The organism is Novosphingobium sp. (genome assembly GCF_036733805.1).
GTDB lineage: Bacteria > Pseudomonadota > Alphaproteobacteria > Sphingomonadales > Sphingomonadaceae > Novosphingobium.
Genome location: NZ_DAIMZT010000005.1, coordinates 40,631 through 66,560 on the forward strand (window position 1 = coordinate 40,631; position 25,930 = coordinate 66,560).

At 60.2% G+C, this 25,930-nt stretch carries 24 protein-coding genes and 1 tRNA gene; 12 read left to right on the top strand and 13 right to left on the bottom strand.

What is annotated here, in order from left to right; genetic code table 11:
• Nucleotides 1–109 precede the first annotated feature (109 nt).
• Entirely contained in the window at nt 110–715 is a 606-nt protein-coding gene (locus V7D69_RS02595) for a hypothetical protein (RefSeq protein WP_333604997.1), read from the bottom strand.
• Nucleotides 716–850: 135 nt separating this feature from the next.
• On the opposite strand from V7D69_RS02595, the gene V7D69_RS02600 reads away from it, so the two are divergent.
• Together V7D69_RS02600 and V7D69_RS02605 are read left to right on the top strand one after the other, a co-directional pair.
• Nucleotides 851–2,272 carry an FAD-binding oxidoreductase gene (locus V7D69_RS02600; protein WP_324063998.1) on the top strand — a complete coding sequence of 474 codons (1,422 nt, stop codon included), beginning with the start codon at nt 851–853 and terminating at the stop codon, nt 2,270–2,272.
• A gap of 89 nt (nt 2,273–2,361) precedes the next feature.
• Nucleotides 2,362–3,132: a SapC family protein gene (locus tag V7D69_RS02605; protein ID WP_324063999.1), complete on the top strand. Its 771-nt coding sequence runs from the start codon at nt 2,362–2,364 to the stop codon at nt 3,130–3,132.
• Nucleotides 3,133–3,383: 251 nt separating this feature from the next.
• On the opposite strand, the gene V7D69_RS02610 is transcribed toward V7D69_RS02605, so the two are convergent.
• Nucleotides 3,384–4,337: an N-formylglutamate amidohydrolase gene (locus tag V7D69_RS02610; RefSeq protein ID WP_324064000.1), complete on the bottom strand. Its 954-nt coding sequence runs from the start codon at nt 4,335–4,337 to the stop codon at nt 3,384–3,386.
• Nucleotides 4,338–4,486: 149 nt separating this feature from the next.
• Between V7D69_RS02610 and cpdR the strand changes: the two genes are divergently transcribed.
• From cpdR to V7D69_RS02635, 5 genes are all read left to right on the top strand, one after another.
• On the top strand, nt 4,487–4,861 hold the full coding sequence (gene cpdR, locus V7D69_RS02615; RefSeq protein ID WP_324064001.1) for a cell cycle two-component system response regulator CpdR: 375 nt from the start codon (nt 4,487–4,489) through the stop codon (nt 4,859–4,861).
• Between the two features lie 112 nt (nt 4,862–4,973).
• Nucleotides 4,974–5,048 (top strand) — tRNA-Val (locus tag V7D69_RS02620).
• Nucleotides 5,049–5,237: 189 nt separating this feature from the next.
• The gene (locus tag V7D69_RS02625; protein WP_324064002.1) at nt 5,238–6,461 is read left to right on the top strand and encodes an NADP-dependent isocitrate dehydrogenase; all 1,224 of its coding nucleotides are present in this window, start codon (nt 5,238–5,240) and stop codon (nt 6,459–6,461) included.
• A gap of 130 nt (nt 6,462–6,591) precedes the next feature.
• Nucleotides 6,592–7,662 carry a PA0069 family radical SAM protein gene (locus tag V7D69_RS02630; protein ID WP_333604998.1) on the top strand — a complete coding sequence of 357 codons (1,071 nt, stop codon included), beginning with the start codon at nt 6,592–6,594 and terminating at the stop codon, nt 7,660–7,662.
• A gap of 115 nt (nt 7,663–7,777) precedes the next feature.
• Entirely contained in the window at nt 7,778–8,074 is a 297-nt protein-coding gene (locus V7D69_RS02635; protein ID WP_324063381.1) for a hypothetical protein, read from the top strand.
• A 25-nt stretch (nt 8,075–8,099) separates the two neighbouring features.
• Here V7D69_RS02635 and dnaE read toward each other — a convergent pair whose 3' ends face one another.
• Entirely contained in the window at nt 8,100–11,666 is a 3,567-nt protein-coding gene (dnaE, locus tag V7D69_RS02640; RefSeq protein WP_333604999.1) for a DNA polymerase III subunit alpha, read from the bottom strand.
• Between the two features lie 133 nt (nt 11,667–11,799).
• Here dnaE and V7D69_RS02645 point away from each other — a divergent pair, with 133 nt between their 5' ends.
• Nucleotides 11,800–12,966, top strand: a complete 1,167-nt coding sequence (locus tag V7D69_RS02645) for a Yip1 family protein (protein ID WP_333605000.1) — start codon at nt 11,800–11,802, stop codon at nt 12,964–12,966.
• Between the two features lie 24 nt (nt 12,967–12,990).
• On the opposite strand, the gene V7D69_RS02650 is transcribed toward V7D69_RS02645, so the two are convergent.
• From V7D69_RS02650 to V7D69_RS02665, 4 genes are all read right to left on the bottom strand, one after another.
• Nucleotides 12,991–13,482 (bottom strand): glutathione peroxidase, encoded by a 492-nt coding sequence (locus tag V7D69_RS02650; RefSeq protein WP_333605001.1) that lies wholly within the window; start codon nt 13,480–13,482, stop codon nt 12,991–12,993.
• Nucleotides 13,472–13,756 (bottom strand): hypothetical protein, encoded by a 285-nt coding sequence (locus tag V7D69_RS02655; protein ID WP_324063388.1) that lies wholly within the window; start codon nt 13,754–13,756, stop codon nt 13,472–13,474. The genes V7D69_RS02650 and V7D69_RS02655 overlap by 11 nt, the downstream gene beginning before the upstream one ends.
• An 82-nt stretch (nt 13,757–13,838) precedes the next feature.
• Complete coding sequence (locus V7D69_RS02660; protein WP_324063389.1) at nt 13,839–14,525, bottom strand: ABC transporter ATP-binding protein; 687 nt, start codon at nt 14,523–14,525, stop codon at nt 13,839–13,841.
• A complete protein-coding gene (locus V7D69_RS02665) occupies nt 14,518–15,759 on the bottom strand; it encodes a lipoprotein-releasing ABC transporter permease subunit (RefSeq protein WP_333605002.1) in 1,242 nt (413 codons plus the stop codon). Before V7D69_RS02665 ends, V7D69_RS02660 begins: the two co-directional genes overlap by 8 nt.
• Nucleotides 15,760–15,975: 216 nt before the next feature.
• On the opposite strand from V7D69_RS02665, the gene purF reads away from it, so the two are divergent.
• The 3 genes from purF to V7D69_RS02680 all read left to right on the top strand — a co-directional run bounded on the left by purF (nt 15,976) and on the right by V7D69_RS02680 (nt 18,565).
• Complete coding sequence (purF, locus tag V7D69_RS02670) at nt 15,976–17,424, top strand: amidophosphoribosyltransferase (RefSeq protein ID WP_333605003.1); 1,449 nt, start codon at nt 15,976–15,978, stop codon at nt 17,422–17,424.
• Nucleotides 17,421–18,152: an SDR family NAD(P)-dependent oxidoreductase gene (locus V7D69_RS02675; RefSeq protein ID WP_324063395.1), complete on the top strand. Its 732-nt coding sequence runs from the start codon at nt 17,421–17,423 to the stop codon at nt 18,150–18,152. The genes purF and V7D69_RS02675 overlap by 4 nt, the downstream gene beginning before the upstream one ends.
• A gap of 77 nt (nt 18,153–18,229) precedes the next feature.
• Nucleotides 18,230–18,565, top strand: a complete 336-nt coding sequence (locus V7D69_RS02680; RefSeq protein ID WP_324063404.1) for a PilZ domain-containing protein — start codon at nt 18,230–18,232, stop codon at nt 18,563–18,565.
• 12 nt (nt 18,566–18,577) lie between these two features.
• Here the strand turns inward: V7D69_RS02680 and V7D69_RS02685 are convergent, their stop codons facing one another.
• The 4 genes from V7D69_RS02685 to V7D69_RS02700 form a co-directional block, all read right to left on the bottom strand.
• Entirely contained in the window at nt 18,578–18,985 is a 408-nt protein-coding gene (locus tag V7D69_RS02685) for a hypothetical protein (RefSeq protein ID WP_324063396.1), read from the bottom strand.
• A 67-nt stretch (nt 18,986–19,052) separates the two neighbouring features.
• Complete coding sequence (locus tag V7D69_RS02690) at nt 19,053–20,345, bottom strand: cyclopropane-fatty-acyl-phospholipid synthase family protein (protein ID WP_333605004.1); 1,293 nt, start codon at nt 20,343–20,345, stop codon at nt 19,053–19,055.
• Nucleotides 20,346–20,504: 159 nt separating this feature from the next.
• Complete coding sequence (locus tag V7D69_RS02695) at nt 20,505–21,548, bottom strand: 2-oxoacid:ferredoxin oxidoreductase subunit beta (protein WP_324063400.1); 1,044 nt, start codon at nt 21,546–21,548, stop codon at nt 20,505–20,507.
• Between the two features lie 11 nt (nt 21,549–21,559).
• Entirely contained in the window at nt 21,560–23,440 is a 1,881-nt protein-coding gene (locus V7D69_RS02700) for a 2-oxoacid:acceptor oxidoreductase subunit alpha (protein ID WP_333605017.1), read from the bottom strand.
• A gap of 247 nt (nt 23,441–23,687) precedes the next feature.
• Between V7D69_RS02700 and V7D69_RS02705 the strand changes: the two genes are divergently transcribed.
• Nucleotides 23,688–24,170: an RNA pyrophosphohydrolase gene (locus V7D69_RS02705; RefSeq protein ID WP_324062875.1), complete on the top strand. Its 483-nt coding sequence runs from the start codon at nt 23,688–23,690 to the stop codon at nt 24,168–24,170.
• Between the two features lie 23 nt (nt 24,171–24,193).
• Here V7D69_RS02705 and V7D69_RS02710 read toward each other — a convergent pair whose 3' ends face one another.
• Nucleotides 24,194–24,700 (bottom strand): tetratricopeptide repeat protein, encoded by a 507-nt coding sequence (locus tag V7D69_RS02710; protein ID WP_324062873.1) that lies wholly within the window; start codon nt 24,698–24,700, stop codon nt 24,194–24,196.
• A gap of 49 nt (nt 24,701–24,749) precedes the next feature.
• Nucleotides 24,750–25,922, bottom strand: a complete 1,173-nt coding sequence (locus V7D69_RS02715; protein WP_324062871.1) for an RsmB/NOP family class I SAM-dependent RNA methyltransferase — start codon at nt 25,920–25,922, stop codon at nt 24,750–24,752.
• Nucleotides 25,923–25,930 lie beyond the last annotated feature (8 nt).

Here is a 25,930-nt window from a genome sequence, read left to right on the forward strand (position 1 = left end):
GGGATCATTCATCCCCTCGCAAGCCGATCATGCAACTGCGCGGGCCCTTTGCGCGAAAGCGCGTCAAAGTCAAGGATTTCCGCGCCGACGGCGCAGTAAGATCAGCGGCTCACCGGTCGCTTTCCGTGAGTTGCCGAATGCGGGTGAGTTTGCAGTTCATCCCGCTACGCGAAAGCAGCGTGTCGCGATCGACGCAGAGCTGCCCGTCGGCCGTTCGCGAAAGATAAAAGCCCAGATAGAAATCGCGCGCCCGGCAGGATCGCTCCAAATCGGCCGCTACAAGCCGCCGGTCGCGCATATATAGCAGCAGGCGATTGCCGCGATCCGGTTGCACGCCCGCAATGCCGGCAATGGAAAGACAATTGCCGATCTTACGCTCCTTGTAACGCACCTCGCTTTCGGCTTCGGGAATGCCGATGAACATGGGCGGCGATATTGGAATGGTTCCGCGCGGGCTGATGCGGATTTCCATACGCTGTTCGATATGTACCTGCCAGCCTGGTTCCGGTTCGACCTCCCGCAGCATGATGGTCGCAAAAGGCCAATCCGGCGCCAACACAGAGGGAACAGCATCGCCTCCGGCATAATGGGGCGAACGAGCGTCAGTCGGCAAGGCTATGACCGGCGGCGCGTCAGCGTCCGAATCACTCTCAATCGCGCCTGCCGTCGGAAGCAGCATGACGATCGGATAGAGCAGAACGGAAACGAGGTTCATTCTTGGGCGGATCTCCGAGGCACCGCAATGCCGCGCTGGAGAGCTTATCGCAAGACCTTGAACCAGCGCTTAACTTCGAGAACTGTGCATTTCGCAAAGGGTGCAAACCGACTGACGCCGTGCCATATCAAGAGGATGACGACACTAACTGACTTTCTTGATGAGGTAGCCGCCCGTCTGGGACCTCGGGGTCTGACCCGCGACGGCGACCTGATCGCGCCCTGGCTCACCGATTGGCGTGGCCGTTTCACCGGGCAAGCCTGCGCTATGGCGTCCCCGGCGAATACGCAGGAAGTTGTCAGTCTGGTGCAACTTTGCGCAACGCATGGCGTGCCGATCGTGCCACAAGGCGGGAACAGCGGGATGTCAGGTGGGGCGACCCCGGACGAGACCGGGAACGCGCTGCTCCTGTCGATGCGGCGGATGAACGCGATCCGCGAGATCGATGTGGAAACGCGGCGCGTCACATGCGAAGCCGGTGTCGTTCTGCAAACGCTGCACGACACGGTCGAAGAGAAGGGCCTGCGCTTTCCCCTGACACTGGGGGGAAAAGGATCGGCGACGATTGGGGGCTTAATTTCGACTAACGCGGGCGGCTCGCAAGTCCTTCGTCATGGGTCAATGCGGGAACTGGTGCTGGGGCTGGAAGCCGTCCTGGCGGATGGCAGGGTGTTCTCGATGCTAACGCCGCTCAAGAAGGATAACCGGGGGTTTGATCTCAAACAATTGCTGATCGGCTCGGAAGGCACGATGGGAATCGTCACCGCGGCCACTTTGAAATTGCTGCCCACAATGGCGGAGCGGGTGGTGATCTGGGCCGGCGTGCGTTCGGCCACCGTTGCGCGCAGCCTGCTTCTGTATTGCGAGGATGCGGCTGGGCAAGCGCTGGAAGGTTTTGAGGTCATGCCGCAGCAATGCCTGGATGCCGTATTGGACCACTTGCCCACGGCGCGGGCGCCATTGCCGGATCGTCATCCCTGGCATGTTCTTATCGAAGTTGTCGCGGATCATGGTTCTGCCGCCTCTTTGCGCGAACGCTGTGAGACGATGATGGCCGAAGCCTACGAGCGGAATCTGATTGAAGACGCGGTGATGTCCGCAAGCGAGGCGCAGGCGGAAGCCTTCTGGTTGCTGCGCGAATCGGTTTCACCGGCGGAACGCGAGCGGGGCCCCGCAGTTCAGCATGATATTTCCGTTCCGGTCGAGAAGATGCCCGAATTTATCGAACTAACCGCCCCCATGATCGAGGCGGAGTGGCCTGGCACGGAAGCTATCGCTTTCGGGCATCTCGGCGACGGAAACGTTCATTATCACGTGATCGCCCCTCACGTGACGGATGGGCGCGCCTGGCAGAAAAACGAAGGCAAGGCGATCAGCCGCCGCGTGCATGATCTCGTTACCGAATGGGGCGGCTCTATCAGCGCCGAACACGGCATCGGCCAGCTCAAGCGCGAGGAACTCGCGCGGTTGGGCGATCCCGTGGCCCTTTCAATGCTGCGCGCAGTCAAGAAGGCGCTCGATCCGCAAGACCTGCTGAATCCCGGCAAGTTGATGTGAAACCCGACAGCGCCGGCGCGCGCTTGCGCCGCCTAAGCCCAGCCTCTAAAGCGGCGGCTATTTCACGCCCCATTCGCGGAGAGTAAGCCATGGCCACCGCGCCGCAAGATCCCGGACTGCCCTTGTTCTACAAGGACCTCATCCCGCTCAACTCGCAGCAGCACGCGAATTGGAAAACCCGCTCGACGGACAAGGCCACCTGGCTTGTCAACGTCAACTCCGTACCGCTCACGGTTGAAGAGTTCCCGCAGGCGCAGCGCAATTTCCCGATCATCTTCACCAGTGGAGATAATCCGATTCCGCTTGCGCTGATGGGAATGAATGAAGGCGTCAACGTCTTCGTCGAAGATGACGGCAGCCTCATCTCGCCTGTATACATTCCCGCTTACGCTCGCCGCTATCCGTTCATGCTCGCACGGCTGCGGCCGGACGCAGAAGAGCTTTCGCTCTGCATCGACCCGACGAGCGATCTGGTCGGCGAGCTTGACGACGGCGAAGCGCTGTTCGCGGATGCACAGCCGAGCGAAGCCACGAAGAGCATGCTCCAGTTCTGCGAGAATTTCGAAATCGCCGGCACTAAGACCGGTAACTTCGTCGCCGAACTCAAGAAGCACAACCTGCTTATGGATGGAGAGCTTAACATCGACACCGGCGATGGCAGGCCGTTCAACTATCGCGGTTTCCAGATGGTCGATGAAAACAAGCTTCGCGACATGCGCGGCGATATCCTTCGGCAATGGAATCAGAACGGCATGCTGCCGCTCATATACGCGCACCTGTTCTCCCTTGAGCTTGTCCGCGACATTTTCGGCCGCCAGGCGGCCCAAGGGAAAATGCCTCAGCCTCCGCTGAATGCCTAAGCGCTTTCGGGCGGGCGAATTATGGCACAATTGTCACACAAGCAACCATTCTTCGCCCCACCACAAAGCAGCGCTGGACAAACCGCATTTGATTTGCATCAACGAATCTCTTGAAACTCGCCGCAGGTTTGCTTATGTTGGCAATGCCTGATCGGCGCTACCCTCATGGCCCGGTCAGGTTGGTGCACATTGTGCACCTCCTCCCTGAACCTTGGCCACCTCGTGCTATGCACGAGGTGGTTTTTTAATGCCTACTCGGCTGCCAGAGGCCAACCTTTCCCATCGACGCCTTGTCCGAGCCCGGAGACGACCGCCGCCAAACAGCGGACAAGCGCGCACATATCTTCGATCATGGAGGGCAGGCCCCGGCCCGGTTCCACAAGGCCGTGGTCCAGATATCGGCTGCGATCTATCTCGAGTTGAATGGCATGAAGTCCGGAACGCGGGTCAGCGTGGCGCTCCAGCACATATCCTCCCGCATAAGGGCGATTATGTGCAGCTTCACGGCCCGACTTGGCGAGTTGAGAGAACGCTGCCGCCACCAGACTACCGTGGCAGGCAGCGCCAAACCTATCACCGACCACCACTTCAGCCGCCACTGCGCCCGCGCGCGCCTGCAATGGCGGCATCGAATGGAGATCGATCAGCAGCGCAGCCCCCCACCGATCCCGCAAGGCACGTAACGCCCGTTCCAACGCCGCGTGGTAAGGGGCGTGGATGCCTTCGATCCTGTCCGCAAGGTCCGCAAGGGCAAGCCGCCGCCGCCACAGCTCGCCGATCATGGGCAGCCGGCGAGGTATCACCCCCAGCCCTGTCCGCGCCCGCCGACTCGGTGCGGTTGCCCAGTCAGCCGGCCTATCGCGCCGCACGAACATCTCCCAATCCACGTCGTCCGGCGCCCGGTTCAAGTCGATCATTGCGCGCGGGGCGTTAGCAATCAGCAGATGCGCGCCCGTCGCCCGTGCGACGCCGCGGGCGATCCTATCGACATAGCGGTCCTCAAGACGCAGCAGGACCGATTTGTCATGGCGCATATCGCCCAGCAACAAGCGCGGATAAGCACGGCCACTGTGAGGCACCGCGATCAGCACCGGGATCGCGGAGGGCTCACCCCCGTGAAGCATGAAGGCAGGAATGCCCGGAGAGCCCGGAATTAGCCCTCCCGATTGCAACAGCGAATCACTCTCCGGGGGCTGCTCGATCATCCGCTCACGCTGTCCCTTTCATCTTGTCGAGTCAAAGCGTCCCGTTACCGGTCAGTCCTGAATCCGGGCGAGAAAATTAACTGCTAAAGGGTTATACGCCTCACCAGAACCTGTAGTCGCACAAGCACTCAACAATCTGGAATCAAGCGATGATCCGCATCCTCCTTGCCGAAGATGACCCGGCAATGCGCACTTATCTTACGCGCGCTCTTCAAAATGCCGGTTACGATGTCGTCGCCGTCGACAGAGGGTCCGCGGCGCTGCCCTATCTCGAGAGCGAGGAATTTGACCTGTTGCTTTCGGATATCGTCATGCCGGAGATGGACGGCATCGAACTGGCACAGCGTTGCGCGGAGATTTCGCCACTGACGAAAGTGATGTTCATCACTGGTTTTGCCGCCGTGACTCTGCGCGCGAGCCGGGAAGCGCCGCACGCTAAAGTGCTTTCCAAGCCTTTCCACCTCCGCGACATCGTGATGGAAGTGCAGCGCATATTCGGCCTTTCCGCGCACGCACAGCTTTGACCGGGAATTTTTCCGCGCCAAAGCGTCTTGCATCGATAAAAAGCCGACGCTAAAGGGCCAGTCCTCCAAGCGGACAGTCTCTAGGGATCACTGCAAGGAAGCTCGGTGGAATGGGCGTATAGCTCAGTGGTAGAGCACTATGTTGACATCGTAGGGGTCGCAAGTTCAATCCTTGCTACGCCCACCATTCCCTGAAAGCCCGCCGCGACCACCGGCGGGCTTTTCGCTTTTTTGCAGCCTCCTGCTTCCTCAGCGACGTGATCGTCCTTGCGACCGGAACTCACGCGCCGCCCACCTCCTATCCTTGCCTTGCTATGCGCCCTTCGCCTGCCTAAGGAGGCGCGCAAATTCTCATCCCTCAGCGGAGCTTTCGCGAATGGCAAAGATCAAGGTTGCAAACCCCATCGTCGAGATGGACGGCGATGAAATGACGCGGATCATCTGGCAGTGGATCCGCGAGCGTCTGATACTCCCTTATCTCGACATCGATCTGAAATATTACGATCTCTCGGTCCAGAAGCGCGATGACACGAACGATCAGATCACCGTCGATGCCGCCAACGCCACGAAGCAATATGGCGTGGCCGTAAAGTGTGCGACGATCACACCGGATGAGGCCCGCGTCGAAGAGTTCAGCCTCAAGAAGATGTGGAAGTCGCCGAACGGTACGATTCGCAACATCCTGGGCGGCGTCGTCTTTCGCGAGCCGATCGTGATCTCTAACGTACCGCGCCTGGTTCCGGGCTGGACCGATCCGATTGTCGTCGGCCGTCACGCCTTCGGCGACCAGTACCGCGCCACGGACACGCTGATCCCCGGCGCGGGCAAGCTGCGCCTGGTGTGGGACGGCGAAAACGGTGAGAAGATCGATCTCGACGTATTCGATTTCCCGGCCCCTGGCGTCGCCATGGCGATGTACAACCTGGACGAATCGATCCGCGACTTCGCCCGCGCCTCTTTCAATTACGGCCTTTCGCTGGGCTGGCCCGTGTATCTTTCAACCAAGAACACGATCTTGAAAGCCTATGACGGGCGCTTCAAGGATCTGTTCCAGGAAGTCTTCGACAATGAAGGCTTTGCGGAGCAGTTCAAGGCCAAGGGCATCACTTATGAGCACCGTCTGATCGACGACATGGTTGCCTCAGCCCTCAAGTGGTCGGGCAAGTTCGTCTGGGCGTGCAAGAACTATGACGGCGATGTACAGTCGGATACGGTGGCACAGGGCTTCGGCTCGCTGGGTCTGATGACGTCGGTGTTGATGGCGCCTGATGGCAAAACCGTTGAGGCAGAGGCTGCTCACGGCACTGTGACTCGCCACTACCGTCAACATCAGCAAGGTAAATCGACATCGACCAACCCGATCGCCTCGATCTTTGCCTGGACCCGTGGCCTCATGTATCGTGGCAAGTTCGACAACACACCGGAAGTCGTGAAGTTCGCCGAGACTTTGGAACGCGTTTGCGTGGAAACGGTCGAGAGCGGCAAGATGACGAAGGACCTCGCTCTTCTGATCGGCCCGGATCAAAGCTGGATGACCACCGAGCAATTCTTTGAGGCGATTGTCGAAAACCTTGAAAAGGAAATGGTGAGCTGGGCGTAGGCTCTTCACCGATTTCAACGGCATTCTAAAGCCCCCTTCCGGCGACGGGAGGGGGCTTTTACTTGGCAACGAAGCGCGTCGCCCCGCGTGCCGCATTGACTATTTGTTCTTGATATGTTCAATTACTCCAATGTCGGCAATCAGAGGCAGAGGAGCAGTCAGCAGCAACGCGAGCGCGCGTTTCAAGCTGCCCGCGAAGGAACCGGACGGCGATTGGCTGGATGGCCTCGAGGCGATCGACGGCGAACAACGCCATCCCGCCACGACTGTTACGGAAGAACACCCCCGGTCGATCCTGTCGTTCAACAAATCGCCTGATGTTCCTTTCGACCGTTCTATCAATGCTTACCGCGGCTGCGAGCATGGCTGCATCTACTGCTTTGCCCGGCCCACGCATGCTTATCACGATCTCTCGCCGGGATTGGACTTCGAAACCAAGCTGTTCGCCAAGCCTGACGCCGCACGGCTCTTGCGAGAAACGCTTGCCAAGCCGGGGTATTCCCCCGCGCCGATCGCTATGGGCACTAACACTGATCCATATCAGCCGATCGAGAATCGTTATCGAATAACCCGGCAGATCCTCGAACTCTGCCTGGAAACGCGCCATCCCGTGACGATCACCACCAAGTCGGACCGAGTGCTGCGCGATCTCGACCTTCTGGAAAAACTTGCACAACAAAACCTCACGTTCGTCGCCATTTCCATCACCAGCCTCGATCCGCATCTCTCGCGTCTGCTGGAGCCGCGCGCAGCCTCACCGGCCAAGCGCGTCGCCGCGTTGGGGCGGTTGGTGGGCGCCGGGGTGCCCGCCTATGTCTCGATCGCGCCGGTTATTCCTTCGATCACGGACAGCTTCCTGGAAGCCATTCTAGCCGAAGCTGCAGGGCACGGAATCCGCGCGGCAACCTGGCTTTTGATCCGGCTGCCTCACGAAGTCGCCCCGCTGTTTCGAGAATGGCTGGAGACTCACTTCCCTGACCGTGCGGCCAAGGTTATGGCGACGATCCGTTCGATGCGCGGGGGCCGAGACAACGATCCCCAGTTCTTCACCCGAATGAAGCCCGAGGGGGTCTGGGCGGACTTATTCCGCCAACGCTTTCGCTTAACCGCAAGGCGGCTGGGAATTGGTAAGCCCGACGTAAAGCTCGATTGCACCGCATTCCGGCGTCCATCCCTGAACGGACAGCTGCCACTGCTATAGGCGCGCGCATTCGTACAAAGAGTGCTCAATTCTCTCAATGCGAGGGCAGAGGAAACCTCTGGAACCCGTCGCGCGTTTGTCTGGCCATACTCGTCATTAACGAGAGGAGGCAGATATGGCCGACGAAACCGTCACAACCTCTGACCCGAATGAACCAACGCCGACGGCGCATACCACGATCATCCGCGAGGGATCATCCGGCAGCGGCCTGGGAATATTCCTGGCGGTGATCCTGCTGATCGCCATCATTGGCGGCATCTACATATTCAACCGCAATTCCGCGAGCGAGGATACCCGGAACAACGCCGTCGCCGAAGCGGCCCGAAATGTCGGCAATGCCGCAACGAAAGCCGGCAATGCGGCAGAGAATGCCGCGAACAATACCGCAGACAATGCACAACCGCAAAAATGACCAAGTCCGCTAACGGTGTCGGGCATCAAGCAACCCGACGAAGAGGTTCCGGACGCCTGCTTGCCGTTAGCGAAATATTGGAGAGGCCATCAATCGAAGCAAGCTGTTCCGCGAAGTCGCCGTCCAATGCAAAATCACGGCCCAGTCTGACTTTCTGCTGCTGGCCATTTCCGAGCTGAAGGGTTGCGATAACTTCACCGCAGCCCTTGGTGCCGGGGCGCATCAGCAATGCCAATTCCTGCACCGCCTCAATCCGATCGATATCGAGCCGGAGCAGCATGCGTGCATCGGCCTTTACCTCGGCCAGCGGTCTCGCCCCGCGAACGGTGACACGCGGCGGTTCGTCAACACTCGGGCTGTCGAGTTCGACAGTCAGCAGGACGCAAGCGCCCTCCCTCGCCCACCTGACAAAATCATCAACAAGGCTTTCCTCGAAGCAGGAGGCGGAAAAGTTGCCGGACTGATCCGAGAAATCAGCCATCACGAAATCCCTGCCTTTACGCGTCTTTCGCTTTTGCACGGATTCCACCATCGCGGCCATGACCGCGCCGGTGCGACCGCCAGCGCCGCTTGCAGTCAGGCTGGCGTGCGTGCGTGCGCCATTGGCTGAGGCTACGGTGCGATATTGCTCGACCGGATGAGCGGCGAAGTAGAAGCCGAAGTTCTCGCGCTCCTTGGCCATTTGGTCCGTCCGACTCCAGGGTTCACATTCGATGAGGCGTAATGCCTGTTCCGTGTGATCGCCGCCGCCGAACAGCCCATGTTGGTCGCTGGCGCGCTCGCGGGAGGAGCGATCCGCCTCGGCCAGCAGCGTATCAGCGTTGGCAAGCACTTTGGCGCGGTTCGGCTCAAGGCTGTCAAAGGCACCTACAGCCGCAAGGCTTTCAAGTTGGCGACGGTTCATTGACCCGGCGGGCGCGCGGCGGAATACATCGTCGAGGTCAACGAAAGGTCCTTTCGCTTCACGCTCGGCGACAATTGCCTCCATCGCTTTTTCGCCGACATTGCGGATGCCGGCCAGAGCATAGCGCACGGCATGGCTTTCCGCCGTCTCCTCAACGCAGAACTCGGCTTCGGAACGGTTGATGTCGGGCGCGGCGATCTCAATCCCGTTGCGACGGGCATCATCCACGAAGATGGCGAGCTTTTCTGACTGATGCATGTCGAAACACATCGCCGCGGCATAAAACTCATGCGGGTAATGCGCCTTCAGCCAGGCGGTGTGATAAGCGAGCAAGGCATAAGCTGCGGCGTGCGATTTGTTGAAGCCGTATCCGGCGAACTTGTCGATCAAATCGAAAAGCTCGTTGGCCTTGGCCGCGTCGATACCGGACACCGCCTTGCAACCGTCGACGAAGCGCTGGCGCTGCGCATCCATTTCCGCCTGCACCTTTTTGCCCATAGCGCGCCGCAACAGATCGGCATCGCCGAGCGAATAGCCGGCCAGGATCTGCGCCGCCTGCATAACCTGTTCCTGGTAAACGAAGATCCCGTATGTCTCACTGAGAATGCCGGCGAGTTTCTCATGCGGATATTCGATCGCCTCCAGTCCGTTCTTGCGGCGACCGAACAGCGGAATATTGTCCATCGGGCCGGGTCGATAAAGCGAAACGAGCGCGATGATATCGCCGAAATTAGTCGGTTTGACCGCCGCCAGCGTGCGACGCATGCCCTCCGATTCCAGCTGGAACACGCCAACCGTATCACCTCGCTTGAGCAGTTCATAAACAGCTGGATCCTCCCACCCCAGCGTCGCGAGGTCGATCGATATCCCCCGGCGTTCCAGCAGGTCGCACGCCTTGCGCAGGACTGACAGCGTCTTGAGGCCCAGAAAATCGAATTTCACTAGGCCGGTATCTTCGACGTACTTCATGTCGAATTGGGTAACCGGCATGTCGGACCGCGGATCGCGATACAATGGGATCAGCTTTGCCAGCGGTCGATCCCCGATCACCACACCCGCAGCGTGCGTAGAGGAATTGCGTGGCAAACCTTCGAGCTGGACCGCAAGGTCAACGAGGCGTTTCACCTCGGGATCAGTGTCGTATTCGCGGCGAAAATCCGACGCGCCATTGAGAGTACGTTCGAGCGTCCAGGGATCGGTGGGATGGTTGGGAACCATCTTGCACAGCGAATCAACACGGCCATATCCCATCTGCAATATACGTCCGCAGTCCCGCAGCACCGCGCGCGCCTTCATTGTGCCGTAAGTGATGATCTGAGCGACGTGATCGTCGCCATATTTGGCTTGCACATAGCGGATCACCTCTCCGCGCCGGGTTTCACAGAAATCGATGTCGAAGTCCGGCATCGACACGCGTTCCGGATTGAGAAACCGTTCGAACAGCAGACCCAGCTTAAGCGGGTCGAGATCGGTAATCGTCAGCGCCCATGCGACCAGCGAGCCCGCCCCTGATCCGCGGCCCGGTCCCACGGGAATGCCCTGCTCCTTGGCCCACTTGATAAAGTCGGCAACGATCAGGAAATAGCCGGGAAAGCCCATGCCAATGATGATCTTTGTCTCGAAGTCGAGCCGATCGGCATAAGCGAGGAAGTCTTCGCCAACGCCTTTTTCACGCAAACTCTCGTAAGCCGCTTCACGTTCACCGCCGGTGCGTGCAAGCACATCGGCCAGGTCTGCCTCGGTGACGCCCGGCCAATAAAGCGCCAGGCGCCGTGCAAGGCCGAGCCGCGCGTCGTCCTCGAGCATCCGCGCCTCGCCCTCTCGATCGCCGGCAAGGCTGGGTAGCAGAGGCTTGCGTTTGGGCGGCGCGTAAGCGCAACGCTGAGCCACAACCAGCGTATTCGCCAAAGCCTCCGGAAGATCGGAGAACAATTCCTCCATGACATCGGCCGGCTTGACCCAACGTTCGGAACTGGATCGGGGGCGATCGCCGGCGTCCACATGCGTTGAATTGGCAATGCACAGCATGGCGTCATGCGCTGCATGGAAATGCTTTTCCGCGAACTGCGCGGGATTAGTCGCCACCAATGGAATGTCACGCGCATAGGCAAGCGCAATCAGATCATTCTCGCTCGCGTCCTCCTCCGGTTCACCGGTGCGAGTGATTTCGATATAGAAGCGGTCATTGAACAGCGTTTGCAATGCATCGCAATAACGCGCGGCGGCTTCACCGCGACCTTCGGCATAGAGACGGGCCAGAGCGCCTTCATTGCCGCCACTGAGGCATATCAGCCCTTCGGTATATCCGCGCAGGCTCTCCAGCTCGACATGTGGGTCGAGTTCCAGCGGCCGATCGAGATGAGCGCGGCTTACATGCCGGCAAAGATTGAGCCAACCCGCCTCATTTTGGGCAAAAAGAGCGAGCCAGTCGATCGGCGGGTCCTGCACTTGTTCCGACCCGTGTGGCCGGGCAACCGCCAGGAACGCGCCCACCATCGGTTGTACGCCCGTGCCCTTGCAAGCGGCTGCGAAAGTCGGCGCTCCATAAAGGCCATTACGATCACAGATTGCCGCAGCAGGAAACTTGCGCTCCTTTGCCAGCTTGGCCGCCGCTTTCGGGTCGATCGCTCCGTCAAGCATGGTGAAACTGGAGAAGATGCGAAGCGGAACGAAGCGGGCAAAAGACATGTCGTTAAGGTAACGCGCCCGCCTGTCCGATCAAGGCACGAAGACGACAAATAGGGGAAAACAGGTTCTTGCTATGCAAGGACAGAACAATGTGTTTCTCTCCTTTGCGGGAAGGCATCCGAGGAGGGCTATCATGGACACTGAAAGTGGCACTGGTGCAGGCGGCAAGCAACTTTTCGAGCGCGCAAAGGCGATAATTCTGCAACCGAAGACGGAATGGCCCGTCATCGTCGCGGAAAGCGCTTCGCCCGCAAGCATTCTCAAAAACTACGTCCTGCCCCTGGCGGCGATTGGTCCGGTGGACCATTTCATTGGTGGGCAGGTATTCGGATACGGCGCCTTGTTCGTCCGTTTCCGGCCTGGCCTTATGTCGGGCCTGACATCCGCTATCGTGAGCTATGTCATGGCGATCGTCATGGTCTATGTCCTGGCGTGGATCGCCAATTTTCTTGCGCCCAAGTTCTCCGGTGCCGAGAACTGGAAGGGCGCGTTCAAACTGGTGGTCTACAGTATGACGGCCGGTTGGGTGGCAGGCGTTTTCGGCTTGGTCCCCGCGCTTTCAGTCCTGGGCATCGTCGGATTTTACAGCCTTTACCTCTTCTACGCCGGGGCGCCGATGCTGATGCAAGTGCCGGAAGACAAAGCTTTGGGTTATACCGCCGTCACGGTGGTCTGCGCGATCATACTTGGCTTTATCGCAGCGACGGTCACTGCCTCGATGGCGGGCATGTTCGCGGGGCCCGTGCTGTTCTCATCCACCAACAACAAGGTCATTGACGACACCGTAAGCATTCCCGGCGTCGGATCGGTCGATACCGGGAAGATCGATGCGATGACGAAGCAGATGCAGGACGCAGCCAGCGGCAGGACCAAAGCGGTTCCCGCTGACAGCCTCAAGGGCCTGCTGCCCGCGTCCATCGGCTCCTACGCGCGCACTTCGGTGGAGACTGTCGGGGCCGGTTCCATGGGGGCCTCGGCCGAGGCGAAGTACGCCTCCGGCGACAAGAGCTTCACGGTGAGGATCGCCGATCTTCACGGAATGGGCGCGTTGGCGGGTATGGGCGCTGCCATGGGCGTGGAACAGTCGAAGGAAGATGCGAACGGCTACGAAAAGACCGGCACGGTAGATGGGCAGATGCAGACAGAAGCCTGGGACAATGCGAACAAGAGCGGGAAATTCGGCCGCATGGTGGATAACCGCTTTTTAGTTGAGGCCGAAGGCTCGGCCGGCAGTGTGGACGAGCTTAAATCAGCGGTCGGCACGATCTCCGAAGGTGCTCTTCACCGCTTGGAAAACTGAGATATCGTACGTAGGCGACCGCCGTTAAAGCAGCGTTTCGATATCCTGGGAAATGCTTTCCGGCTTGTGCGCAGGTGCATAGCGGCGCACGACCTTGCCGTCGCGTCCGATCAGGAACTTGGTGAAATTCCATTTGATCGTCTTGCTGCCCAGGATGCCCGGCGCCTCGTTCTTAAGCCAATCGTACAGCGGGATCGCGCCGGGGCCATTCACTTCCACCTTTCCCATGAGCGGGAACGAGAGGCCGAAGTTCACCTCGCAGAAGCCGGCTATCTCTTCGGCGTTGCCGGGTTCCTGACCCCCAAACTGGTTGCAGGGAAAAGCGATCACCTCGAAGCCGCGATCCCGATACCGCCGCCAGAGCGCCTCGAGGCCCCCATATTGTGGCGTAAAGCCGCATTTGCTGGCGGTATTGACCACCAGCACGATTTTGCCCAGCCGATCAGCGAGACTTACCGACTCGCCGCTAGGCAGGACCGCCGCAAAATCAGCGATCGTGCGCGGATCAGTCGGCACGCCGGGGAAAGTCGGCCCGGCGGGAGAGGCTGCGGATATCGCCGATCTTGAACATGCGATCGCCATCCTTCTCAATGGCATAATCCTGCTGCCTGTTTTCGGGTAGCTCCAGCACGAAATGAATGAGTTCGGCCATCGTCCCTCGCCGGATTGTCTTGAAGCGATGAAACAGCCCGCCGCCATCCTCGCACCTGTGCAATTCCGCGGAATCGTGCCAGCCGAAGCTCCCCGGTGTTTCATCACCGGCGCGCGTGGTTGACGGCCTGTCGCTCATCGGAAAATCCTTTCCTTCACTGCCGTATATCGATGTGGAGGATGAAGCGCAAAAATCAACGCCGGCCTCTCTTTCGTTACACTTATGCAAGAACGCCGTCATGCAGCCGCACAATCCGATCCATCCGCATCGCCAGCCGCTCGTTGTGCGTAGCCACCAGCGCTGCACTGCCTTGCCCCCGCACGAGCGTGAGGAACTGGCTGAGCACGATGTCGGCGGTCGCCTCATCGAGATTGCCGGTCGGCTCGTCCGCCAGGACCAGATGGGGCCGGTTCGCGAGGGCGCGAGCGACGGCGACGCGTTGCTGCTCGCCTCCGGAGAGTTTGCTGGGAGGATGGTCCAGCCTCTGGCCTAGGCCCAAGGCATCAAGCAGTTCCTTCGCCCGCTCTTCGCAAGCAGATCGCGGCTTGCCAGTGATGAGTTGCGGCAGCACCACGTTCTCGACCGCAGTGAAATCCGGCAAGAGGTGGTGGAACTGATAAACAAAGCCGATGTGATCGCGCCGGACTGCCGCGCGCTGATCGCGTCCCAGCTTGCTCGCATCGATTCCGGCGATCTCTATGCGCCCGCCAAAACCGCCTTCCAGCAAGCCAATCGCCTGCAGCATCGTTGATTTGCCCGAACCCGAAGGACCGAGCAATGCGACGATCTCACCAGGGCGTACCGCAAGGTTTACCCCCCGCAGGACGTCGATAGTGACGCCGCCTTGCTCAAAGCTGCGCGTCACATTCGCGAGGCGCACGACCGGATCAATGAGCGCATCACTCATAGCGCAGCACCTGCACAGGGTCAGTGCTTGCAGCCTTGAAGGCCGGATAAAGCGTGGCAAGGAAGCTGAATACCAGCGCCATCACGCAGATCACCGTAATCTCGACAGGATCGGGCCGGCTGGGCAGTTCGGTGAGGAAGCGGATGGACGGATCCCACAGGTTCTGCCCCGTCATCCGTTCGACCGTGTGAACGATCGGCTGCCGGAAATAGAGCGAAACCAGCCCCAGGAGCAGCCCGGAAACGGTGCCCAATGCGCCTATGCAAAAACCGGTGGTGACGAAAACCTTGAGCAGGGATCGCCGCGTCGCCCCCATCGTGCGCAGGATTGCGATGTCGCGCGTCTTGGCCCGCACCAGCATGATAAGAGATGACAGAATGTTGAACACCGCCACCAGCACGATAATCGAAAGCACCACGAACATTACAACGCGCTCCACCGCCAGGGCTTCGAACAAAGAGGCGTTGATGGTCTTCCAGTCGCTGATGATGGCGCGGCCCGCAAGTTTACGCTGGAGCGGAGCAAGAAGCTGGCCGACATGATCGGGATCATTGGTCGTCACCTCGATCATTCCGATCGTATCGCCCGTCAGCAGCAGGGTCTGCGCGTCAGGGATGGGCATGACGACGAAGGCGCTGTCATAGTCATAAACGCCGATCTCGAAGATCGCGGCGATCCTGTATGCAATCTGGCGCGGCACCGTGCCGAACGGCGTGGAGCGCCCCTGCGGATTGATGACGGTGATCGTGTCGCCCACCCGCGCTCCCAAATTCTGCGCCAGCTGCGACCCGATGGCGACATTGTTGCTGCCCACCCGCAATTCGTCGAGGTAACCGGCCTTGACCTTATCCTTAAGGCGATTGATGTCCTGCGCCGTGTTGCCACGCGCCAGGATCGCTTCCACCCGGCCATTGAAGCTCGCCAGCAGCGGCTGCTCTATCAAAGGGGAAGCACGCACCACGCCGGGCGTGGCGCGCACGTCCTTAAGCACGCCCTGCCAATCTTCCAGGCGGCCGCCGTAAGCCTGGATGATCGCATGACCATTCAGGCCAACGATCTTGTCGAACAGTTCGGCGCGAAAGCCGTTCATGACGCTCATCACGACAACCAGCGCCCAAACGCCGAGCATGACCGCAACCAGACTGATGCTCGCCACCAGCGTGATAAACGCCTCGCCTTTGCCGGGAAGCATGTAACGCTTGGCAATGGTCCATTCAAAGGGGGATAGGATCAAGCGACGGGTCCGTCTGTGATCGGGCTGATGCTGCGGCATTAGGATCATGGAGGGGCGCTGGCAAGCGGTGCGAAGGCCGAGAATAAAGTCATGAGAGAGCCAAGAAACGAGGTCGAGGCCATCTCCGGTCGAAAAGCGCCATCCGCCCCTTGCATTTGGATGCAATCGCTTCCAAATGCGCGGGCGTTTTGACGCGCCAGCGGGCCGGACGATTCCATGAACATAACACACCCCTTTCGAGACGCCGACGGGGACAAGCTGCGTGAAGAATGCGGCATTTTCGGCGTTATCGGTGCCAAGGACGCGGCTAACATCGCCGCTGCCGGTCTCCACTCCCTGCAGCATCGCGGGCAGGAGGCGGTTGGCATCACCAGCTTCTCCGGCAGCGAGTTCCACTCGCATAAGGGCCTTGGCCATGTAGCCCAGGTGTTCTCCCAAAAGGAATTGGACACCCTGCCTGGCACTATGGCGTCCGGCCACGTGCGCTATTCCACCACTGGTGGTTCGGGCCTGCGTAATGTCCAGCCGCTTTTTGCGGATCTCGCTTCAGGCGGATTTGCCATCGCGCACAACGGCAACATCTCCAATGCGATGGCGCTGAAGCGAGACCTCGTATCGAAAGGTTCGATCTTCCAGTCGACCTCCGATACGGAAGTCATCATTCATCTCGTTGCGACCAGCCGCTACCCTACCCTGCTGGACCGTTTCGTCGACGCCTTGCGGATGGTCGAAGGCGCCTATTCGCTGATCTGCATGACAGCCGAAGGCATGATCGCCTGCCGCGATCCCCTCGGCATCCGTCCGCTGGTGATGGGCCGCATCGGCGATGCCACGGTCTTCGCTTCCGAAACCGTCGCTTTCGATGTGATCGGGGCCGAGTTCATCCGCTCGATCGAACCCGGTGAGATGGTGCAGGTCGATCATAAGGGCACGATCTCCAGCCACCGGCCTTTCGGCAAACTGGCGCCGCGCCCATGCATTTTCGAGCACGTCTATTTCAGCCGCCCCGACTCTGTGATGGACGGCCGGTCAGTCTACCAAGTACGCAAGCAGATCGGCGTGGAACTGGCCAAGGAAGCTTTCACCCCCGCCGACGTGGTGATTCCGGTGCCGGACAGCGGTGTGCCGGCGGCCATCGGTTATGCCCAGCAGTCCGGCATTCCCTTCGAACTCGGCATCATCCGCTCGCATTATGTCGGCCGCACTTTCATCCAGCCAGGCGAGCAAGCCCGTCACGCCGATGTCAAACGCAAGCACAACGCCAACCGCGCCGTCGTGGAAGGCAAGCGCATTGTCTTGATCGACGACTCGATTGTTCGCGGCACGACTTCCAAGAAAATTGTCGAAATGATGCGCGATGCCGGCGCGGTTGAAGTGCACATGCGCATCGCCAGCCCGCCGACCGAACATTCCTGCTTCTACGGTGTTGACACGCCCGAGCGTTCCAAATTGCTCGCAGCGATGATGAATACCGAGGCGATGGCTGACTTTATCAAGGCAGACAGCTTGGCCTTCGTTTCGATCGATGGACTTTACCGCGCGGTGGGCGAAGCAAAGCGCAACCCCAAATGTCCGCAATTCTGCGATGCCTGCTTCACCGGTGACTATCCCACCAAGCTGACTGACTTTTCCGAACGCTTCGCCTCCGAACGCGACGCGGCGTGAGCATTGATGTGACGAACCAGCCATTCGACGGCGAAATAGCGCTCGTCACTGGGGCAAGCCGCGGAATCGGCGCTGCGACCGCCATGGCGCTGGCGGCAGCGGGCGCACATGTAGTGCTCACAGGGCGCGACACCAAGGCGCTGGAGACTGTCGAAGAGCAGATTTACCGGGCGGGTGGATCAGCCACTATTGCCCCGGTCGATCTTGTCGAGCCGGATGGCATCGCCCGCCTCGCCACGGCTTTGTCGCACCGTTGGCGCAAACTTGATATCCTTGTCATCAACGCCGCGATCCTACCGGAACTGACCAGCGTTGCCGATATCGACCAAAAGGCGTTCAACAAGGCGCTGACAACAAATGTCCTAGCCACGCAGGCGCTGATCGCTAATTTCGATCCACTTCTACGCAAAAGCGCAAATCCGCGCGTGATCGGCATGACATCCACGGTGGCGGCGGAGCCGCGGGCCTTCTGGGGCGCTTACGGAGCGACCAAGGCGGCCTTCGAGGTGCTGCTGGAATGCTATTCACAGGAAACCGCCAACATTTCGAAAGTGCGCGTCGCCATCGTCAATCCTGGCGCAACCCGCACGGCGATGCGCGCACGCGCTTATCCCGGCGAGGCGCCCGAATCCGTGAAACCGCCCGAGGTAGTCGCGGAACGGCTTATCGCCCTGCTTGGCGAATCCTTCATTACCGGACACCGCGAATCCGTTAACCCGCCGCGTTAAGTTCGCGGTAACCCATTGCTGACATCTTTTGCCAAAGCAGCGCCGAGGCGCTGCAAGGCTTGGGACTCAGCGTCGAGATGGTCCACACCGAACAAGAAAGATATGCGGCAGCGTCTCAGGAAGACCGCAGCGCGCCGCGCATCAAGATTTCGATACCGGCCACATTAAGGGCCTCGGGCTCAAAAGGGTTTCAGACGACGGTACGAGACCTTTCGCTTTCTGGCTTTTCCGCGACCGCCATCACTCGAATCCATCCTGGCACTTATTGCTGGTTGACTTTACCCGGTATGGAATCCCTGGCGGCCAAAACGGTGTGGTGGGACAGCGGCCTGATCGGAGGGGCTTTCGAACATCTGCTCAGCCCTATAGTGCTTGACGATATTCTCACGCGCTGGCGCGACAAAGGGATCTGAGAACGCAGGTCGTTATCTGGCCTGTTCCATCGAATGGAACGCCGTAAGTACACAATCGGCATTGGCTCGCCGCTCGATCTTTCCGATCGGCGTTTCAAAAACCTGATAGTCGACGAGCCTTGCCGTTTTTCGATCGAAAGCGATGCGACGAACCTCGCCACCTTGATCCAGATCGGCGAGCTTGAGCGGACTGGAGACCGGATCGGCAACAGGGTACGTCTGATCCGGACGGCAATAGGCATAACAATAGGATTTCAACGTCAGATCGACGCTGAAATCCAGCCGATAGGGTAATGTCCTGGGCTGGCCGTTGCCGATCCTGATCGCTTCGAAACCTCGGCAACTCTCACCGAAACGATTGGGAGACGGAGCCGCAGCAATAAGTGCGGCGGCGAGGATGACCAGGGCGACTTGCTTCATGCCGTTCTCCTGCGCCCCGAATGCAACGGAGCACTCCGGCGCATGAACGACGATTGAACGAGCCGGGTCAGCCCATCTTGACTAAGGTGACTTGCACCACGTCGATGCCGCCCCCCAGAAACCCGCCTTCGCAATACATCAAGTAGAAGCGCCAGAGCCGCACGAAACGATCGTCGAAACCGGCCGGTAAGCGTCCCTCCTCCACCGCCCGGTCGAAATTGCGGCGCCATTCGCGAAGGGTGCGAGCATAATCGGCGCCGAAGCCGCGACGATCTTCCCAGCCGAGTCCCCGCTCCGCCGCAAGGCGCCGAATTTCGCCCTCGTTAATCAGCATCCCGCCCGGAAATATGAAGGTCTGAATGAAATCGGCGCTGCGCGCATAACTCTCAAAGATCTCCTCGCGCATGGCGATGTACTGGATCGCGGCCCTACCGCCGGACTTGAGGTTACGGGCGATGCAATCCAGGAAATCGGGCCAGAACCGCCGGCCCACCGCCTCAACCATCTCGACTGAGATCACCGCGTCGTAAGCCCCGGCAACGTCGCGATAATCCTGCTTGCGGAAATCGAGGCTGCTTGCCGCGCTGCGCCACCGCTGCCGCGCAAAGGCCAGTTGTTCGTCCGAAAGGCTGATCGCGTCGACATGGACTCGCGCCTGCTCGGCTAGAAAAGCGGCCAGGGTGCCCCAACCGCAACCGATCTCCAGGACCCGGCCACCTGGCTCCAAATCTAGCCGTTCAACGATAGCCGCGACCTTCGCGGATTGTGCTGCATCCAGCTCGCTGACGAACTGAGTGAACGCATTGGGGCCGCCGCCCGCATCAGACCACAAGGCGCTGGAGTAAATCATCGATTCACCCAGCCACTGCTCATAGAAGTCATTACCAAGGTCGTAATGCGCGTGAATATTGCGCAGCGAGCCTGCGCGAGTGTTGCGGTGCAACCAATGGATGACGCGTGAAATCAGTCGCCACGGGCCGCGGGCTCGGCCCGCATCGCCGAGCGTCAGTGCGTTATCCATGAACAGCGCGAAAAGCGGAACCGGATCGGGGCTATACCACTCCCCAGCCTCCCACGCCTGATACCAGCCGACTGAGCCCGCCGTCGCCAACCGCAACAGCGCCCGCCAACTGCGTATCTCGACCACCGCCCCGAAGCCTGGCGCCCGTCCGCCCAGCACGCGCATGGTCCCACCGGGCAGCGTCGCCTGGATCGATCCTTTTACAAGGCCCTGATCGATTCGATCCAGGACCCGGTTCACCCCGCCCGACCATAGTAGCGCAAGCCAGCGCAAGCCAATGCCGACGGCACGGCCGCCCGCCACCAGCTCTTCCCCCCTGCCCGGAGATTGCGCATTCATAGGCGCGGGTATGGACCGGAATGAATGGACGGGCAATCCTGAGCGCTTACCCGTAGCCGCTGCCCAAACCCCTGTATGCTGCTAGTGATCGGTCTACTCCTCACCCACGTCGATTAGGCTGGAACCAGATCGTTCGAGGTGCGCGCATCCGCTCTCAGATCACTCCATCAGACCGTGCGCGGCCGCCTTCTCTTCCACTGTCCAGGTCTGCCCCTTGGCAAGTAACTTGCCGAGATCGGCGGTTTTGCCCTCGATCAGCTTGGCGCGTTCGGCCACGATGGCGCTTTCGAAGGTCGGCGCAGGATCATTGTAGATCACGCCGAGCGCCATCGGGAACGGACCGAAGGGCATTTCCACCAGCATGTGCGCCAAGCCGCGGTTCTTGACGTTGTGGATGGCGACATCAGCCGCCTGCCAATCGCCATCAACCACATCGACCACCTTGAGCGTCAGCGTCTCATGATCGAGCGACAGACCCTTCGTGCCCTTGGCGAAGAGCAAAGGTTCCCCATCATTGCACCACAGCTGCATGTCGTCAGACACGGCCTTCGCAGTGAAATCGTCGAAACGGTCCTTGTTATAGACGATACAATTCTGAAAAATCTCGACGAAAGCCGCGCCTTGATGTTCATAAGCGGCCTTCAGAACGTTCGGCAGCTCCTTCGATACGTCATAGCCGCGTGCGATAAAGCGTGCGCCCGAGCCAAGGGCGAAAGCGCAAGGCAGCGCCGGGCGGTCGACCGAGCCGATCGGCGATGACGGCGACGACGTGCCCACGCGGCTGGTCGGCGAATACTGCCCCTTGGTGAGGCCGTATATCTCGTTGTTGAACAGCATGATCTGGCAGTTCAGGTTACGGCGCAGCACGTGCATGGTGTGATTGCCGCCGATGGACATGCCATCGCCGTCACCTGTCACCAGCCAGACATCCAGATCAGGGTTGGCCAGCTTGATGCCAGTCGCAAAGGCCGGCGCGCGCCCGTGAATCGTGTGAAAGCCATAGCTTTCGACATAATAGGGGAAGCGACTGGAACATCCGATACCAGAGACGAACACGGTATTCTTCGGGTCCGCGCCGACCATCGGCAAAGTGCGTTGCACGGCCTTGAGGATCGCATAGTCGCCGCAGCCCGGGCACCAGCGGACCTCCTGGTCCGATTCCCAGTCCTTCAGCGTGGTCTGGATGGGGGTCATGTCATTCATTATCTGTCCCCTTAAGCCAACATGTCCCCAATCGCCGTTTCGATCTCGGCGATGGTGAAAGGCTGACCGCTGGTCTTGTTGAGGGGCTTGGCGTCGATCAGGAACTGATCGCGCAGCACGGTCTTGAACTGGCCGGTGTTCATCTCAGGCACCAGCACCTTATCAAAGCCCTTGAGCAGTTCGCCTAGATTGGCCGGCAATGGCCAGACGTGGCGGACGTGAATGTGCGAAACGGAAAGACCCTTGCGCCAGGCGCGGCGCACGGCCTGGTGAATCGGGCCGAAGGTCGACCCCCAGCCCACCACGGCCAGCTTGCCGGTCTCTTCACCCAGACACACCTCCTGCGCGGGAATGGCTTTCGCCACACCGTCCACCTTGGCCTTGCGCGCGTCCGTCTGGGCCTGGTGAACTACCGGCGAGTAATCGATGTCACCTGTGTCGATGCCCTTTTCGATGCCGCCGATACGGTGCATCATGCCTGCCGTTCCAGGTTTGATCCACGGACGTACTCCGCGCTCGTCGCGCTTGAAGGGCAGCACTTTACCGCTCGGATTATTTGTTTCCTCGAGGAAACTTATCGGGAACGGCGTGAAGCTTGCCGGATCAGGCACCTTCCACGGTTCGGAGGCATTGCCGATATAACCGTCAGTCAGCAGCATGACCGGGGTCATGAATTGCACGGCGATGCGGCATGCCTCTATCGCGCACTCGAAAGCGTCGGCGGGCGAGCGGGCTGCGATAACAGGCAGCGGCGCATCGCCGTTGCGGCCATAGACCGCCTGATAGAGGTCCGACTGCTCGGTCTTGGTCGGCAGGCCCGTGGACGGGCCGCCCCGCTGCGAGTTGACGATGACCAGCGGCAGTTCGGTCATGATCGCCAGGCCCATCGCCTCACCCTTGAGCGCGATACCCGGCCCGGATGAAGACGTTACGCCCAGTTGGCCCGCATAGCTGGCGCCAATCGCCGCACAGATGGCCGCGATTTCATCCTCCGCCTGGAAGGTGGTGACGCCAAACTCCTTCATCTTCACGAGGTTGTGAAGGATCGCGGAGGCTGGAGTAATCGGATAGCCGCCAAAGAACATCGGCAAATCCGCCAGCCGAGCGCCGGCGACGAGGCCCAGCGATACCGCCTCCGCGCCGGTAATGGTGCGGTAAAGTCCCGGCTCGGTCGGCACCGGATCGATATGTTGTTTCTTCAGCGGCCCGGCCAATTCCGCCGTCTCGCCGTAGGCGTGGCCGGCATTGAGCGCAGCGATATTGGCCTCAGCCAGCACCGGGTTCTTGGCGAACTTGGCGTTAAGCCAATCGATCAGCGGCTGCCGGTCGCGATCGAACATCCACAAGGCCAGGCCCAGCGTCCACATGTTCTTGCAACGCAGCGCTTCCTTGTTGCCGAGGCTGAACGGCTTCACGGCTTCCAGCGTCAATGCCGAAATATCGAAGGCCAGCACGTTCCACTTGGCAAGGCTGCCATCTTCCAGCGGGCTCGTTTCGTACTTCGCCTTTTCCAGGTTGCGCTTGTTGAACTCCCCTGTATCCGCGATCAGGAGCCCGCCAGGCTTCAGCGCCGGCACGTTCACCTTGAGCGCTGCGGGATTCATCGCGATAAGCACATCGGGGGCATCGCCAGCCGTGGTGATCTCGCTGGATCCAAAATTGATCTGGAAAGCCGAAACGCCGAACAGCGTGCCTTGAGGCGCTCGGATCTCGGCAGGGAAATCCGGGAACGTCGCGAGGTCATTGCCCGCAAGCGCGGTGGACAGCGTGAACTGGCCGCCAGTAAGCTGCATACCGTCGCCCGAATCCCCGGCAAAACGCACCACCACCGCTTCGGGAGCGGCGTTCTGTGCGGATGCCCCGATTTCGTGCTCGGCTAAAATTGTCGCCATCATAATCCTCTTCGGCAAGACCGCCGGAACCATTGTGTCATCTTCGCCCTGCGCGTCGGAGCCTTGCGAAGCAATTTAGAAAATCTCTCAAGGGAACAACCCTGACATTCTGCGTTGAATACCATAAATCCAGCTAGTCAAGAGCAATGCCTTGGGCCATTCTCCATTTCATGCACAGCGCCACGGTTACCGCCCCACCGAACGCAAAGCGCCCCTCCTTCTCCATACTTAGGAACCCGTTCTGAAGATGAAAGATCTCTCGAACTTGCCTTATCGCCCTTGCGTGGGGATCATGCTGGTCAATGCGGACGGCAAGGTCTTCGTCGGCAAGCGAATCGACAATCGCGAAGGCGACTGGTGGCAGATGCCGCAAGGCGGCGTCGACGACGATGAGGACCTGAAGGCCGCCGCTCATCGCGAGCTCTGGGAAGAGACGGGCGTGGCGGAACGCCACGTGACCTTCATTTCGCAAACTCGCGAAGAACTGCTTTACGATCTGCCCGAGGAACTGATGGGCAAGTTATGGGGCGGCAAATACCGGGGCCAGCGCCAATACTGGTTCCTTGGGCGTTTCGAAGGCAGCGATGCCGACATCGATCTCAATGCTCACCGGCCGCCAGAGTTTAGCGAGTGGAAATGGGTGGAATCCGAATTGCTGCCGGACATCATCGTCCCCTTCAAGAAGCGAGTCTATCGCGCCGTTCTGGAAGAGTTTCGCGAACTGATCTAAGCGCCCATTCGTGCCGGGCAGGATCAGTTCTCGCTGACCGCCGACTTAGCCGTGACCGCGTCAGCTGCTACCATTCGTGGAGATGGGCCTTTGGCGATAGCAGCCGCAAGGGTCTTTGCCTCGATACAATCCTTTCCGCACAGCGTCTGCAAGCGGGCCAGATTACGATTGGCTTTCTCCGTCGCGCCTTTCTCCGCCAACGCCATTCCTTCTCCCGCCAAGGCCGTCAGATTGCGCGGATCGCTGGCGAGCGCCACACGATAATAATGCAGGGCCTTACCCTGCAGCCCCTCGTTGCGGGTGGCATCGGCCAGCGCAAGGAGCACCGTGACGCTGCCCGGTTCCACTGCAAGGGCGGCTTCATAGGCATCAATCGCAGCGTTGTAATTGCCGCTGGCGGCAGCAGCGCGCCCCTCGCCCAGCAACGCGCCCGCCCGAGGATCAAGAGCTTCGGGAGCGGCCGAATAGCTAACACTTGAAGAAATGGCGGCAATTAGAGAAAGGGCAACGGCAATGGGCGTGTAACGCATCAGCAGGTCCTTGGCCGAGGGTTTCGTCCTCATCATGAGGGCGACGCTATCACAGCAAATCGAAGCGCGCGACGAAAAACCCGTCAGTGCCGTCACGGTACGGAGACAGCCGCAGTCCTGATCCTCGCGGTGCTCCAACCGGCAAGACCGGCGCCCGTACCAGCCAACCGGGATGTCTCTGGAGAAACCCTTCCGCCTGGCCGGCACCCTCTTCATCAATCAATGAACACGTGACGAAAACCAGTCGTCCGCCCGGTCGCACCAGCCCCGCCGCAATATCGAGCAGCCGGGCTTGCGTTTCCACGTAGCGCGCCAATTGCCGTTCCGTAAGGCGCCAACGCGCTTCCGGATTGCGCCGCCAGGTGCCAGTGCCCGAACAAGGCGCATCAACAAGAACCGCGTCAGCCTGACCGGAAAAGGAAGCAAGCTCTCCCGCTTCCCGGCCGGGGTCGAGAAGCACCGTTTCGATCCGCGAAACTCCTGCCCGTTGGGCGCGCGGTGCAAGACGGGACAGCCGAGTGCGATCGCTGTCACACGCGATAAGCCTCCCCTGATCCTCCATCGCGGCGGCGAGCGCCAGGGTCTTGCCTCCGGCGCCCGCACAGAGATCGATGACGATCTCGCCGGGTCTGGCGGCCAAGACCTCGCAAGTAAGCTGCGAGCCCGTGTCTTGAATTTCGATGGCGCCGGAAAGATAGGCGTCGGTATCCTCGATGCGTGTCTCGGGCGGATAACGCCAACCGTTTGCGGCCACTGTCCTTTCCCCCCCTTCCGGAAGCGAAAGGCACCCTGCCTTGAGCGTATTGACGCGAATGTCGAGCGGCGCGCGATCCAGCAGCGCCCTCGCTTCAATCTCGCCAATGCCGCTGGCTGCAAGCCTTTTCATCAACCAAGCCGGCGCAACACCGCTTGTCGCCACAGGTTCCGCTGGATCGATCGGCTGCGGCGCATGACGAGTGCCATCGAACAATGCGGTCACTTCCGGGTCTCCCGCGGCAAGCCGCAGCATGGCCGCGCGGCCGCTTGCAGGCATATCCCCGCAGGCCCGGATCGCTCGATAAGCAAGTTCGCGAACAGCCCTGCGATCCTTACTGCCGGCAAAGCGGCGTGGGCGGAACCAGTCTGTAATAATGCGGTCGGCCGGAGCGCCATTGGCGCGCGCCGCCTCTATCACCAAATCGAGCACGTCGATCGCGGCCTGAACGCGTGCGGCAGGCGTCATCGAACCAA